We start from the raw sequence: 13365 nt of genomic DNA on the forward strand, positions 1-13365 counted from the left end.
CGATGACCCTCGCTCCAACGATGTACGACTTCCAGCGCGCACTCTCCGGCTTCGACTCACGGCGAATCAAACTGTCGCTGACCCTCGTGGGCGATCACTTCTACGCCGAGTGCGAGGGGCAGAGCTTCGACGGTCCACTGACCCGCGCGGCCCTGTGAAGCTCGAGCGTCACGTCGGAGGGCTCTCACTCGCCCGCAAGGCCAACTACCTGCGCGCGAGGGGCTGGCGCGAGCAGGACGGCGGCTGGTCGAGCGAGATCTTCGGCCTGTTGCCCATGGCCAAGGCCGTCCACCACCAGCTCACCGACGACCTCAGCCAGGCGCTCTGCGAGCGGGGGTGGCAGGTGCTCGGTTTCTCCGAGCGAGGCTATGTGCAGATGCGCGATGGCGAGCGTGGCAGACCGTGCTCGCTGCCCAAGGCCCTGCGCACCCAGGCCCGCCGCGAGAAGCGCCCGGTCGCCGAGCTGACCTATGAGCTGTTCCTCGCGGCGCTGCTCGCGGTGGAAGGCGCGTAGACGTTCGCCCACGATGTTCGAAGGTGAGCGTGCGAGCCCCGGCCGCTACTCGTTGCCGGTGCAGTAGGACAGACTCCGAAGAAGGCCCTGGCCCATACCTGGGGGCCGGGAGCAGACACGATGAAGCACAAGGAAGCGACGACGGTAACCGTCCCCGGACCCGCGGGGCGGCTGATGGCGACAACGGAAGGCGACGGGGGCATCCCCGTCCTCTTCGTGCACGACTTCGCCGCCGACCGGACGCACTGGGCCGAGACGCAGCACGGCCTCGCGACTCGAAGCGTCGCATTCGACTTGCGCGGGATGGGCGAAAGCGGCGGCGCCCACGGCCCATTCGGTGTGGAGGCCTCGGTGGAGGATGTCGCCGCGGTCGCCGACGCGCTGCTGCCCCAGAAGTTCGTCCTGGTGGGCCATGGCTTCGGGGCCGCGGTAGCCGGAGCCTTCGCCTCGTACTACCCCGAGCGGCTCGCTGGACTCCTCTACGTCGAGCCGGTGGGAGACCTGCGCCGACAGGAGAAGGCCGACGTGGACGCCTGGCTCGAGAACTTCAGCGAGGCGAAGTATGGCGGCTTCCACGAGCACTGGCTCACACCCCTGCTCCTCGATGCGAAGGAGAAAACGCGCGCGCTGGTCATGAAGACGCTGCGGACCTCGCGGCGGGAGGCCATCGCCGGAAACATGGAGTCGCTCTTCCACTACAACCCGGACGAGGCCTTCGAGCGCTTCACCGGACCCACCCACGCCCTGGTGACAGCCACCGGCCCGGAGACGCTGGTGGCCCAGCGACCCGAGCTGCCCCGCTCCGTGCTGCCGCACGCGAGTCACTGGCCGATGCTGGACGCGCCGCAATGGTTCCACTCGGAACTGGTCCGCTTCCTCGGCCGCTGCAAGCACGAGCACTGAGAGGAGGTCGAGGCATGTCCACCTGGAACATGAGTCCATGGCCGCGAGTCAGGCAACAGCGTCAACTCGCCTCGAACGCACCGGGCCTGCTCTTCCCCTTGCTCCTGGCCGGATGCGCCACGAGTGTGCCTGCAGGGGGCATGTCAGGTCTCCGCACGGCGACGAGCCGAGACCTGTCCTTCCGCTAACCCCGGCCTCGACATTCCCGAAGTGCAGTTGAAGCAGGAGATACGGAGCAGGGCCACACGCTCCCCGAGCACCGCGAACTGGCACGCGTGCTCAAGCCCTGGTTGCTCCCTGGTTGTTCATGGGCCGCGCTCCCTTCGATGGCTTCTCCGAGGCGGACATGCGTCGATGGGAGCGCCGCTTCCTCGACTGACGCGCGTTGCACACCCACTTTCACAGTGGCCCGCGGTGAGAATCCAGGTGCTGTTCAGGATGGAGCCACCACACCAGTGGTCGTAGCTCTCTTCATGACGATTCCTTTCGCGTGATTCACGATGATGGCAACGGAGACCTCCGCTGAAGCACCGGGCCCGCGTCATCGTGGGATGGGGCCCATGAACATCACGGGCGGCCCTCGGAAAAGGGCCGCCCGCTACGACAGCGACTCCGGGGAACGGTTACGGCTTGGTGTAGCTGATGGCCAGGCTATAGGTGGCCGCGGTGTAGCCGCGCACCATGATGTACGCGCTGCTCTCGCCCGCGGGCACGGTCAGTTCGCACGTCTCGGCGGCTCCGTCGCGGTACGGACGGCAATCATAGGAGGAAGTGGTGGGGGCCGAGCCGAACCGGACATACAGGTCCGGGTCACCCGAGCCACTCATCACCACCTTGAAGGTGGTGCCGGCCACCACGCTGTAGGGGCCGTGGTTCTTGTTCTGGCTCGCGGACACGCTACCGGTGACCGTCTCGGATACCGGGGTGCTCGTGCTGGAGGGCTTGGTGTACTCGATGTTGAGGCTGTAGGTGCCCGCGGCGTAGCCACGCACCATGATGTAGGCCGAGGTCTGGCCCTCGGGCACGGTCACGTTGCACGACTCGGAGGCGCCGTTGGCGTACGGACGGCAGGCGAAGGAGGAGCTGGTGGGGGCCGAGCCGAACTGCACATACAGGTCCGGGTCACCCGAACCCGTCATGGTCACCTTGAAGGTGGTGCCAGCCACCACGCTGTAGGGGCCATGGTTGACGTCCTGGTTCTTGGCCACGCTGCCGCTGACCGTCTCGGTCACCGGGGTGCCGCTCGGCGGAGGCGGCTCCGTCGGAGGCGGCTCGCCGTTCGGCGTGCCGTAGAGGGTGGCGGCGCCAATCTCGTCCTTTGCGGTGATGACCAGGTCACCCGTCTGGCTGCCGTTGCACTGCGGGTAGTGCATCACGGAGGAAGAGTCATACGTCGTCAGGGCGCGCCAGTTGCTGTCCTCGAAGCAGGTGCCCGACTCGGGGCGGGTGTGCTCGTGACGGAAGCCCAGCGTGTGGCCCAGTTCGTGACGCAGGATGCCGGTCAGCGTCCACGGGCTGGTGTTGCCGAAGGCGGTGGTGTCGATGAGGACGTTGCGCGCGGAGCGCGGCGAGTCCGGGAAGAAGGCGCGCGCCAGGTACTGGCCTCCCGAGTTCACCGGCCGCACGTCGAAGACGACGTTGGAGTTGCTGGCGGTGCAGTTGGAGTCCTGGGCGCTCACATACACGAACTTGATGTTGGCCACCGCCTCCCAGGCGGCGGCAGCGCTCGCCATCTCCTGCACCGCGCGGCTGTAGTTGGTGCCGAAGGTGCTGCTCACGCAGTAGGTGATGTTGAGCTTCTGCGTATCGTTCCACTTCGCGTCCGTTCCACCCGAGGTGTGGACGATGAGCTGCCCGGGCTTCACGTACTGCTCGTAGAACTCACGCAGCAGCTTCTCGTTGTGGATCGGGGTATCCCCGTTGACGATGAACACGCCCTCGGGGTCCTGGTAGACCTGGGCGCGGAACTCCTCCCACGAGAGCGCCTGGCCAACGGGGCCGGTGTCAGGGAGGCCATCGGCCCCGCCGCAGCCAACGGTGGCCAGCAGCGAGAGTCCGGCAAGGGATGCAACGATGCGGGATTTGGTCATGCGCCCGCCTTGAGCAGCCGGCGTGCCAGACCGCAGACCCCTGTAATCATTGGAGTCAGTTTGTGGGATCGGTAGCTCCGGACTCCATCTTCAGTTCCAAACCTGTAAAGCAGGCTGACAAACTCCGTCCCATCCATCTGAATTCATTGGGGTTTCCTTCCGAATCGAGTTCTGTCCTCGAAAAGGACACCCCTGTCCGAATCCACGACAGTCGCTCCACCGCACCGCGGGAGCAGCGTCTCGTGCTTCTCTCCGACTTTCGAGGCTCCCGCCCGGACAGCGCGCGTTACATCGAAACACCAACGGACACCGTGCTGGTGAACACGCACGGAATGTCGTTGGCCAGCGTGGTGCAACCCGACGGCTGCGCCGGGGTCCACGTCGTCGCGTTGAGCTTGATCGCCGCCTGGGCGCGCTGGCGGAAGTCCCCCGAGGTGTAGACAGTGCGGTTCGCCGTCTGACCACCGAAGTCGAGGTTCTTCTCGGGGTAGCAGCTGCGGCTGCCCTCCACGGGTGTCCAGGTGACAGTGCCCGAGCTGCTCACCGACCGCTTCTCCAACATCGAGCAGACGTAGATGATCGGATACGACGTGCTGCAATCATAGACAGACGCCTGGGCGCTCATCGTACCGTCACCGTATGAATAGGGCCCCGTCGCCTCGACAAGGCACGTCGTGTTTGGAATACGCCTCGTCGTCAGCTCCGTCTGCGTGACTCCGGTTCCGTTCCCGGCCGGCTCCACTCCTTCCTGGGCGGGACCGCACGCGCTGAAAGCGATTGAAACCACTGCGAGGCAACACGTCTCGAGCTTGCTCATGGTCATTCTTCTCGGGGGATGCGATGCTTGTCGACTACCCGCCAACCATGCCATCCATGGAATACCAGAATGTGCTGAACATCCCACGAACGCAAGAACTCACGCAATTGATTGCGTCGGCTCCAGAAATGTTCCGCGGTACCGGAGTTCCCCCGCCGAGCCGGAACATCGTGATGAACGCCACCACCGCACGAGCCCTGACCTCCCCCGTGGACGAGCGGCGGCAGCAACACCGCGGGTCGGACACGGTGTACACCCGAGGTGGCGGACGCGCGTTCGTCGTGGGCACCCGGCGCGCCGTCCAACGCCGGATCGGCGTGGACACCTGGGAGCGCATCGACAACGACTGCTTGCCGCTCCGCGTGCGGTACCCGCCGTACCAGGCGTGAAGTACGCGTGCCACACGTGAAAGGGCGAGGCCGGCGCGCTGCTGAAAAGTGCCTTGCCCACTCTCGTCCCGTGCGAAATGGCCCGAAATGTGGAAATGTTGCTATTCTAGCAACGGCTCACTTTTCCCTCCGACCTACAATTCATCTCGCGGCATGCACTCCAGCCCGTTCATGGGAGCAGGCAGGAGGGTCCTACCGTGAGCGAGCACAGGTCGCCCGGTCCTTCAATGCCGTCCGCCCCCCTCCGTGCACCCCTGGCCCGTTCGACGCTCATCCACATGGGTGTGCGCATCGGGGTGGTCATCGCGCTGACCACCTTCCTGAGTTACCTCCACATCCTCCACACCCTTCGCGACGAAGCGCTCGTCCATCTGGAGCGGTACGTCACGGAGCGTAGCCAGCGGGAGCAGACCATCTTCCTGCTGGCCAGGGACAACCACACCTTCCTGAAGAAGGCCCTGGAGGAACGAATCCAGTCGCTCACGCAGGAGGAGGTAGGCGCCCGCTTCGATCGGATGTTCGCCCATCTGCCCGATGGCTCGGTCCGCAACCGCGCCGAGGGCTTCGATGGAACGAAGATGCCGGGCGTCTTCGTTCCCCGGCGGGTCACCCCCGACGCGGACATGCGCCGGAGGATTCTCGCCGCGTACGACGTGCTCTCCTGGTATGGACCCGCCTTCCATACCCGTTTCGCGAACACGTACATCACCCTGCCCGAGGGGCCGCTCGTCATCTACTGGCCCGAGTACCCCACCTGGACCCAGGAAGCCGAACCGGACTTCTGGAACCCCGACTTCGATTTCTTCTCCATCAGCCTTCCCAAGAACAATCCGGCGAGGAAGACGGCCTGGAGCCAGATCATCCTCGATCCGGTGGCCAGGAGCGCGATGGTCTCCGTCTCCACTCCGCTGGACATGGAGGGCCACCATGTCGCGACACTCAGCCATGATGTGTCACTCGAGGAGATGGAGGCCCGGACCTTCAGCGATGTCCTGCCCGCCGCATACAACGTGATCTTCCGCGACGATGGGCAGCTCATCGCTCATCCCTCGATGGCGGAGCAAGGCCCCGCGGGGATCTACAACGTCCTGGAGACCGCGAAGCAGCCCGACGAAGCATCCGCACGGCCCGGCTCCGCGGAGCAGAGGACCCACATCCGGGACATCATCGAGCGGGTGAAGAAACACCCGCCTGGCGACACCGTGCTGGAGCTCCCCGAACACGGCGAGTACCTCGCCACCGCCCGGCTGGAGGGGCCCGGTTGGAACTTCGTGACCGTGCTCCCCGAAGCCACGGTGACCCAGCCCGCCCTCCAGGCCGCACGCATCGTCCTGCTCCTCGGCCTCGGTTCCCTCCTCCTCGAGCTGATCATCCTGTACTGGGTGCTCCAGCAGCAGATCACCCGTCCGCTGCACTCCTTCACTCGAGCCACCGACCGGGTGGCCTCCGGTGATTTCCACGTCGAGCTGGACACCTCACGGGGCGACGAGCTGGGACAGCTCGCTCACGCCTTCCGGCTCATGGCCGATCAGGTGCAACGGCGCGAGGAGGAGCTGCGCCAGGCCAACGAGGGCCTCGAGCAGCGCGTCGAGGAGCGCACCCGCGAGCTCAAGGAGCTCCACACGCAGTTGGTACAGACCGCCCGCCGCGCCGGCATGGCGGAGATCGCCACCAACGTGCTGCACAACGTGGGCAACGTGCTCACCAGCGTCTATACCTCCGCGCAGCTCGCCAAGGAGCGCATGGAGGAGATGCGCCTGGAGCACGTGGGCCGCGTGGCCACCCTGCTGAGGGAGAACCAGGAAGACCTCACGGGCTTCGTCACCCGGGACGAGCGGGGCCAGCACGTCCTGCCATTCCTGGGCAAGCTGGGGCGGAACCTGCTCGACGAGCAACGCGAGATCGTCTCGCTGCTCGAGGATGTGGGACGCTACACCGAGCACGTGGGCGACATCGTCAAGGTGCAGCAGAACTACGCGCGCACGCCCCGGCTGCATGAACCCGTGCAACTGGCCGACCTGGTGGAGGACGCGCTGCGCATCAACTCGGCCGGGCTCTCCCGCCACCAGGTGAAGGTGGTGCGCCACCTGGCGGCCCTGCCCCCCCTTCTCACCGACAAACACAAGACGTTGATGATCCTCGTCAACCTGGTCAGCAATGCCAAATACGCCCTGGATGGGGTGTCTCCAGCCGAGCGGATGCTCTCCCTGCGGATGGAGCGCACCGACACCGGCCATGTCCGCATCCAGGTGCATGACAATGGCATGGGCATCGCACCGGAGATGCTCACCCGTATCTTCCAATACGGCTTCACCACCCGCGACGAGGGGCATGGCTTCGGTCTGCACTCCAGTGCCCTCGCGGCCCAGGAGCTGGGCGGCTCACTGACCGTCCACAGCAACGGACCCGGGCACGGGGCCACCTTCACGTTGGAAATCCCCTATGCCCCGGTCCAGGGGAAGACCTGATCAACCCCAGCTCGCGGCAGGGGGCTACAGCTTCGCGAGGGCCGCGTCGTAGTTGGGCTCCTGGGCGATCTCCGGCACCTGCTCGGCGTGGAGGACCTTGCCGCTCTCGGTTGCCTTCGGTCTCGACCGGGTTGCCCTTCAGGGTGATCTTGGCCATGACAGGTCTCCTTGGAAACGAGGGGGTGCGAAGTGGCTGGCCGTTTCGAACCTCACAGCCCAATGGCCAGCGGCGGCACCCGCCCCCGTCACGACGCCGCGACCGGAGCGGGTGTTCTCAGACATTCAGCCGAGGGTGTTGGCGCTCAGAACTTGCACTCGTCGAGCGCGAGCACCAGTGATAAGTATTTTCACGGACGTCACGTGAAATCACAAACACCACGCGGTTTCACGGGCGTCACGCGAACGATACCGGCCGTCGCGGACGGGGCAGCTCAGCCCGCCTTGCGCGCCGGAGGCTCGCCGCCACCGCCCGTGCCCTCTTCCTCGGGAGTCACGGGCGCGGGCTCATCCCGGAAGGAGCTCGGCAATAGATTGAAAGGCAACACTTTCGCCAGGGCGATCAACAGCAGCATCCCTCCCGGCGCCGCGAAGATGGCAATCGCCGGAATCGCCTTGGCCACGTCAATCAATTGCGCCCGCATCCGCTGGCGCTCCTCGGCCGTCAGCGGCTGCCTGCGCGCGGCCTTGGTGAGCAGGTGGTACAGCTCGCCCGTCTCCCGGACCTCCTGCATGAGCCGGTAGAAGTTGCGCTCCAGCGTGTCCTGCATGCTGGACACGAGGTCCTCCCCCAACAGGTTCGCGGCCGAGGACACCGTGAAGACATCCACCACGGAGCGGTTCTTCGCGTAGAACTCGGCCACCTCCAGCTCCAGGTGGTGCACCGTGCTCTCGGGCACCCGCAGCGCCCGGGCGAGCCGCTCGATGAAGGCGCGCTCGCCTCGCGAGCACCGGCCATCCACCAGAGAGGCCAGCAGCGTCTGCTCCAGGATGAAGCGCCGCAGGTCCACGCTGCGCACGTCCTTCACCGCCGCGCTCAGGGAGCGGCGACGCTCGAAGGACTGCTTCACCGCGGCGCGCAGCTCGCCCTCGAGCGTGTCTGGCAGTCCCAGGTCCTCCACCTGCCGGAGGATGGCGCGGCGCGCGGAGAACGACGGTTGCCGGTCCGCGCAGGCCAGGCCCGTGAGCACCTCCACGAGCAGCGCCTTCTGCCGGGCGGCGAAGTCGATGCGGCGCCGGGCCATCTCACGGTTCAACCCACCGCGGGCGAAGTAGTCGAGCGCCTGCCGGCCGAACATGTGCGCGTCGGCGTAGAGGGCACCGTTGTGCAGGACGAGCCCATAGGCCGGATCTCCCGACAACGAGATGGCACGGCGCGCCAGCGCGTCCTCTACCCTCCCCCACCACTTCCGCGGCGCCTCGTGCTGCCGTTGCACCTTCTCCTCGATGGCCTGGGCCTCGTCGAGCTGGCCGGTGAGGACGGCGAAGAGGAGCAGGAGCTGCTCGCGGCGGGGGCCCGCGGGCGTGCCGGCCAGGGACGCGATGTCCAGGGCCATGCGGGCGAAGGTGCGCACCACGGCCCGGAAGAGCACCTCCTCGGGAGCGCCCGTAGCCGTCCCCGGAGACTCGGAGGACATGCCCTCCTGAGGAGCGCCCCCCTCGGCGGGCGTGCCGTAGAGCAGTCCGCTGGCGCGCAGCATCCGGCGCAGGTACGAGCGGGCACGGGCACGGCCGGAGCTGGATTCGGAGAGACCCGGAGGCACGACGGGCCCGGGCGCGCGCGCATGGGCCGCGACCGCCTCCTCGAGCAACGAGGAGAGCCAACCCGCCTTACCTAGGTCCATTGGAAGTCCACCCCGGATGCCGCGCCGAACGGCGTGCGGGAGATACCCCACTCACCGCCCTGGCGCCACCGGCCGTCCTGTCGAGGAGCCGATGGGGGTGTTCGAAACCGTGCGTCCCGCCCGTCTCCGGACGCGTGGCCGCATATCCGGCGGACAAGCAGCCGTCCAGAAGCAAATCCGGCGGCCCTACGCGCCATGGTGGACAGGTCACCAGTGAGGTCGTACGGGTCGCGAACCATTCGCTATAGGCTGCTCCGCCCGTGGACCATCGCTTCCAGGTCAACCTCCGGGGGGTCATCGACCTCCTCTCCCACCACCTCTACAGCACGCCCGGCGTGTTCGTGCGCGAGCTGCTGCAGAACGCCACGGACGCCATCCGCGCCCGGCGGAACCAGGAGCCCGCGCACCGGGGCTCGGTCCGGGTGGAGCTCATCGAGAAGCAGGACGGTGGCCTGCCCACCCTGCTCTTCACCGACGACGGGGTGGGGCTGACGGAGGAGGAGCTGCACCGCTTCCTGGCCACCATCGGCGAGAGCTCCAAGCGCGAGACGCTCGAGGCCCGCCGCAATGACTTCATCGGCCAGTTCGGTATCGGCCTGCTGTCCTGCTTCATGGTGTGCGACGAGCTGCTGGTGGTGACGCGCTCGGCCAGGGGAGACGGTCGCACCCTGGAGTGGCGGGGCCGGCATGACGGCACGTACGCCGTGCGGCCCTCCGAGCACCCGCTCGAGCACCCGGGGACCCAGGTGTTCCTCGTCGCCCGGGCGGATGCCGCCGAGTACTTCACCGCGGAGCGGGTGCGGCAGCTCGCGGTGCACTACGGCGGCCTGCTGCCCTTCCCCATCCACCTCTCCGCGAACGGCGACACCGAGCACCTCAACCCGGCCCCGCCCCCCTGGCGCCTCACGTACGAGAGCGTGGCGGAGCGCCGCTCGGCGCTGCTGGCCTACGGGCGCGAGGTGTTCGGCATGGACTTCGTGGACTGCATCCCGCTGCGCGCGGAGGCGGGCCAGGTGGAGGGGATCGCCTTCGTGCTGCCCTTCTCGCCCCACTTCAACGCGCGCCAGAAGCACCGCGTGTACCTCAAGGACATGCTGCTGTCCGAGAGCGCGGAGAACCTGCTCCCGGAGTGGGCCTTCTTCGTCAGGTGCGTGGTGAATGCCCAGGGCCTGCGCCCCACCGCCAGCCGCGAGGCCTTCTACGAGGACGCCACGCTGGCGCGCGCCCGCGAGTCGCTCGGCCAGTCGCTGCGCCAGTACCTGGTGGACCTGGCCCACAGCGACCCGCGCAACCTGCAGCGGCTCATCGCCCTGCACGGCCTGTCCGTGAAGGCGCTCGCGCTGGATGACGACGACTTCTACCGGCTCGTCATCCACTGGCTGCCCTTCGAGACGACGACGGGGATGATGACGCTGGGGCACTACCGCCAGGCCTCCCCCACGGTGCGCTACGTCAGCAGCCTGGATACCTTCCGGCAGGTGGCGCGCGTGGCGGCGGCGCAGGGGTTGTGCATCATCAACGCGGCCTATACGCATGACACGGCCCTGCTGGAGAAGCTGCCTCGCGTGCTGCCGGATGCCCAGGTGGAGCTCTTCTCCGCGGCGCAGCTCCCCCAGGGTTTCGAGGCGCTGACGGCGGAGGAGCTCCAGACGGTGGAGCGGCTGCGCCAGGTGGCGGAGGAGGCGCTGGAGCCGTTCCGCTGCGAGGTGACGCTCAAGAAGTTCCTCCCCGCCGAGGTGCCCACGCTCTACGGAGACGTGGACGACGGGGCCTTCCGGCGTGACGTGGAGCGCGCCCGCGAGGAGACGGACGAGCTGTACGCCTCGGTGCTGGAGGGAGCGCTGGCCGAGTCCCGCGAGGAGGAGCGGCCTCAGCTCTGCTTCAACTTCCGCAACCCGGTGGTGCGCCGGCTCGCGAGGGTGCGGGACGTGGCGCAGCTCAAGCTGTCCGTGGAGATGCTGTACGTGCAGGCGTTGCTGCTGGGACACCGGCCGCTGAACGCGCGAGAGATGGCGCTGCTCAACCGGGGGCTGCTCGGCCTCATCGAGGCACGCCTGGACGAGGACGAAGGCACAGGGGGCGTACATTGAGGGAGCAGGACTGGCGCGAGCAGGTGAAGACCTTGCTCGGGCGGGCGGAGCGGCTGGAGCCGGGCGAGGCCAAGGTGATGGCCCTGGAGGAAGCGGCGCGGCTGGCGGACGCACACGGGGACGTGCCACTCGCCTTCGAGGTGCGGGACGCGCTCATCGACGCGGCCACCTTCGGCGGCTTCCCGGACCGGGCCCTGGTGGCCTTCGCGTGGTGCCGGGGTCAGCAGCAGCGCGATCCGGAGCGTTTCTCGCCGGAGCAGCTCCTGTGGAAGCAGAAGTGGGTGGTGGGCCGGCTGGACGAGTTCCCCCACATCAGCCGCAAGCAGATAGAAGGCGCGCTGGACGACGTGGAGCAGTGCTTCGCGAAGGCCGGGGCCGGACAGCGGGCCCTGCTCAAGCTGCGCTACCAGGCCGCTCGGGACATGGGCGACGATGCTCTGGCCGGGTCGCTGTGGGCCCGGTGGGTGGAGACGCCGCGAGATCACCTCACGGACTGCCGGGCCTGTGAGCTGGACGACGAGCTGGACCACCACATCGACCAGGGTGAATACGACGTGGTGCTGCACAAGGCGCGGCCCCTGCTCGAGGGGCGCAGCACGTGCGCGGAGGTGCCCCACCTGACGCTCGGCAGCGTGCTCTACCCGCTCTTCAAGTTGGGACGGCTGGAGCAGGCTCGGGACAGCCACCTGCGCGGCTATGCGCTCGTGCAGCGCAACCGGGAGTTCCTCGCCACCGTGGGTGAGCACCTGGAGTTCCTCACCCTGACGGTCAACGTCGAGTGGGGACTGAAGCTCTTCGAGCGACATCTGGGGTGGGCGCTCGAGCACGCGAGCCATCGGGACCGCTTCACCTTCCTCTCGGCCGCGCTCGCCTTCATGGAGCGGGTGCTGGCGGAAGGACGGGAGCGGGTGGCGCTTTCCCTGCCTCGCACCTTTCCTTTGTACTCGCCCGAGGGCTCGTATGAGACGCGGGCGCTGCGCGGCTGGCTCGCGTCACAGGCGGAGGGCATCGCCGCGAAGTTCGATGCGCGTAACGGGACGAACCGCTTCCACAAGCTGCTGGCACGCGCTCGCCGTCTCAACGACGAGGTCGTCCCCTTCCCCATCGCCGCGCCTTCCCTTTAGGGGTGGAACCCGGGGTCCCTCTTCTGGGCCACGGGTTCTGATTGGGGAGACATACCCTCACCCCGACCCTCTCCCAGGGGGAGAGGGAGTCAGGGTCTCTTCGCGGGGCTCTCCGTCCTCTTCGGGTCGCGCTCCACGATGGGGCCCAGGATCTCGTCGATCCGGCTCATCACGTCCCCACTCAGCTTCACTCCCGCCGCCTTCACGTTCTCCTTGACCTGCTCCGGCCTCGAAGCTCCGATGATCGCCGAGGAGACGTTCGGGTTCTGCAGCACCCACGCCACCGCCAGCTGCGCCAGCGACAGCCCCACCTCGTCCGCCACCGGCTTCAACCGCTGTACCCGGTCGAGGAGGTCATCCCTCAGGAAGCGCTGGACGAAGCGCGAGCCTCCCTTGTCGTCCGTCGCTCGGCTTCCCTCCGGCGGCTTCTGGCCCGGCTTGTATTTGCCCGTCAGCACCCCCTGCGCGATGGGCGAATAGACGATCTGTCCCACGCCCAGTTCCTGCGAGGTCGGCACCACCTGCCCCTCGATGACCCGCCACAACATCGAGTACTGCGGCTGGTTCGAGACGAGCTGGATGCCCAGCTGCCTCGCCAACGTCACGCCCGCGCGGATCTGCTCCGCCGTCCACTCCGACACGCCGATGTAGAGCGCCTTGCCCTGGCGGACCACGTCCGCGAAGGCCTGCATCGTCTCCTCGAGCGGCGTCTCGTAGTCGTAGCGGTGCGCCTGGTACAGGTCCACGTAGTCCGTCTTCAGCCGCCGCAGCGAGCCGTTGATGGACTCCAGGATGTGCTTGCGCGACAGGCCCCGGTCATTCGGCCCCGGGCCCGTCGGCCAGTACACCTTGGTGAAGATCTCCAGGCCCTCGCGGCGCTGCCCCTGGAGCGCCCGGCCCAGCACCTCCTCGGCGCGCGTGCCGGCGTACACGTCGGCGGTGTCGAAGGAGGTGATGCCCTCCTCGAGCGCGGCGCGGACACAGGCGAGCGCCGCCTCCTCCTCGACCTGGGAACCGTGCGTCAGCCAGTTCCCATAGGAGAGTTCGCTGACCATGAGCCCGCTCTTGCCAAGATGTCGGAAGTTCATGCGCGGAGACTTAACCCGCGACGTCCCATGGCACCACCGGA

12 protein-coding genes are annotated in these 13365 nt (G+C 67.4%); 7 read left to right on the plus strand and 5 right to left on the minus strand.

Translation table 11 applies throughout. The features are described 5' to 3' along the window. Positions 1-2 precede the first annotated feature (2 nt). From JQX13_RS02045 to JQX13_RS02055, 3 genes are all read left to right on the plus strand, one after another. The gene (locus tag JQX13_RS02045; RefSeq protein ID WP_203407409.1) at positions 3-158 is read left to right on the plus strand and encodes a hypothetical protein; all 156 of its coding nucleotides are present in this window, start codon (positions 3-5) and stop codon (positions 156-158) included. After that, on the plus strand, positions 155-514 hold the full coding sequence (locus JQX13_RS02050) for a hypothetical protein (protein WP_203407410.1): 360 nt from the start codon (positions 155-157) through the stop codon (positions 512-514). Before JQX13_RS02045 ends, JQX13_RS02050 begins: the two co-directional genes overlap by 4 nt. A gap of 120 nt (positions 515-634) precedes the next feature. Next, positions 635-1417 carry an alpha/beta fold hydrolase gene (locus JQX13_RS02055; protein ID WP_203407411.1) on the plus strand — a complete coding sequence of 261 codons (783 nt, stop codon included), beginning with the start codon at positions 635-637 and terminating at the stop codon, positions 1415-1417. 305 nt (positions 1418-1722) lie between these two features. Here JQX13_RS02055 and JQX13_RS56065 read toward each other — a convergent pair whose 3' ends face one another. From JQX13_RS56065 to JQX13_RS53630, 3 genes are all read right to left on the minus strand, one after another. Continuing rightward, positions 1723-1962: a trypsin-like serine protease gene (locus tag JQX13_RS56065; RefSeq protein ID WP_203407412.1), complete on the minus strand. Its 240-nt coding sequence runs from the start codon at positions 1960-1962 to the stop codon at positions 1723-1725. Positions 1963-2040: 78 nt separating this feature from the next. After that, entirely contained in the window at positions 2041-3507 is a 1467-nt protein-coding gene (locus tag JQX13_RS02065) for a M57 family metalloprotease (protein ID WP_203407413.1), read from the minus strand. Between the two features lie 286 nt (positions 3508-3793). Beyond that, complete coding sequence (locus JQX13_RS53630) at positions 3794-4132, minus strand: hypothetical protein (RefSeq protein WP_239014477.1); 339 nt, start codon at positions 4130-4132, stop codon at positions 3794-3796. Between the two features lie 365 nt (positions 4133-4497). Here JQX13_RS53630 and JQX13_RS02075 point away from each other — a divergent pair, with 365 nt between their 5' ends. Both JQX13_RS02075 and JQX13_RS02080 read left to right on the plus strand, forming a co-directional pair. Further along, the gene (locus tag JQX13_RS02075; RefSeq protein ID WP_203407415.1) at positions 4498-4713 is read left to right on the plus strand and encodes a hypothetical protein; all 216 of its coding nucleotides are present in this window, start codon (positions 4498-4500) and stop codon (positions 4711-4713) included. 278 nt (positions 4714-4991) lie between these two features. Beyond that, complete coding sequence (locus tag JQX13_RS02080; protein WP_203411836.1) at positions 4992-7181, plus strand: sensor histidine kinase; 2190 nt, start codon at positions 4992-4994, stop codon at positions 7179-7181. Positions 7182-7612: 431 nt separating this feature from the next. Here the strand turns inward: JQX13_RS02080 and JQX13_RS02090 are convergent, their stop codons facing one another. Next, entirely contained in the window at positions 7613-9022 is a 1410-nt protein-coding gene (locus JQX13_RS02090) for a TerB family tellurite resistance protein (RefSeq protein ID WP_203407416.1), read from the minus strand. 260 nt (positions 9023-9282) lie between these two features. Between JQX13_RS02090 and JQX13_RS02095 the strand changes: the two genes are divergently transcribed. Both JQX13_RS02095 and JQX13_RS02100 read left to right on the plus strand, forming a co-directional pair. Next, positions 9283-11112, plus strand: a complete 1830-nt coding sequence (locus tag JQX13_RS02095) for an HSP90 family protein (protein ID WP_203407417.1) — start codon at positions 9283-9285, stop codon at positions 11110-11112. After that, complete coding sequence (locus tag JQX13_RS02100) at positions 11109-12236, plus strand: hypothetical protein (protein ID WP_203407418.1); 1128 nt, start codon at positions 11109-11111, stop codon at positions 12234-12236. Before JQX13_RS02095 ends, JQX13_RS02100 begins: the two co-directional genes overlap by 4 nt. An 89-nt stretch (positions 12237-12325) precedes the next feature. Here the strand turns inward: JQX13_RS02100 and JQX13_RS02105 are convergent, their stop codons facing one another. Beyond that, positions 12326-13324 carry an aldo/keto reductase family protein gene (locus JQX13_RS02105; RefSeq protein ID WP_203407419.1) on the minus strand — a complete coding sequence of 333 codons (999 nt, stop codon included), beginning with the start codon at positions 13322-13324 and terminating at the stop codon, positions 12326-12328. Between the last annotated feature and the right edge of the window lie 41 nt (positions 13325-13365).

The organism is Archangium violaceum (genome assembly GCF_016859125.1).
Classification (GTDB): domain Bacteria; phylum Myxococcota; class Myxococcia; order Myxococcales; family Myxococcaceae; genus Archangium; species Archangium violaceum_A.

Bases quoted from the DNA above. Each gene is read 5' to 3' on its own strand.
- JQX13_RS02045 (WP_203407409.1), top strand. From the start codon at position 3: ATGACCCTCGCTCCAACGATGTACGACTTCCAGCGCGCACTCTCCGGC.
- JQX13_RS02055 (WP_203407411.1), top strand. From the start codon at position 635: ATGAAGCACAAGGAAGCGACGACGGTAACCGTCCCCGGACCCGCGGGG.
- JQX13_RS56065 (WP_203407412.1), bottom strand. From the start codon at position 1,962: ATGACGCGGGCCCGGTGCTTCAGCGGAGGTCTCCGTTGCCATCATCGT.
- JQX13_RS02065 (WP_203407413.1), bottom strand. From the start codon at position 3,507: ATGACCAAATCCCGCATCGTTGCATCCCTTGCCGGACTCTCGCTGCTG.
- JQX13_RS53630 (WP_239014477.1), bottom strand. From the start codon at position 4,132: ATGAGCGCCCAGGCGTCTGTCTATGATTGCAGCACGTCGTATCCGATC.
- JQX13_RS02075 (WP_203407415.1), top strand. From the start codon at position 4,498: ATGAACGCCACCACCGCACGAGCCCTGACCTCCCCCGTGGACGAGCGG.
- JQX13_RS02080 (WP_203411836.1), top strand. From the start codon at position 4,992: ATGGGTGTGCGCATCGGGGTGGTCATCGCGCTGACCACCTTCCTGAGT.
- JQX13_RS02090 (WP_203407416.1), bottom strand. From the start codon at position 9,022: ATGGACCTAGGTAAGGCGGGTTGGCTCTCCTCGTTGCTCGAGGAGGCG.
- JQX13_RS02105 (WP_203407419.1), bottom strand. From the start codon at position 13,324: ATGAACTTCCGACATCTTGGCAAGAGCGGGCTCATGGTCAGCGAACTC.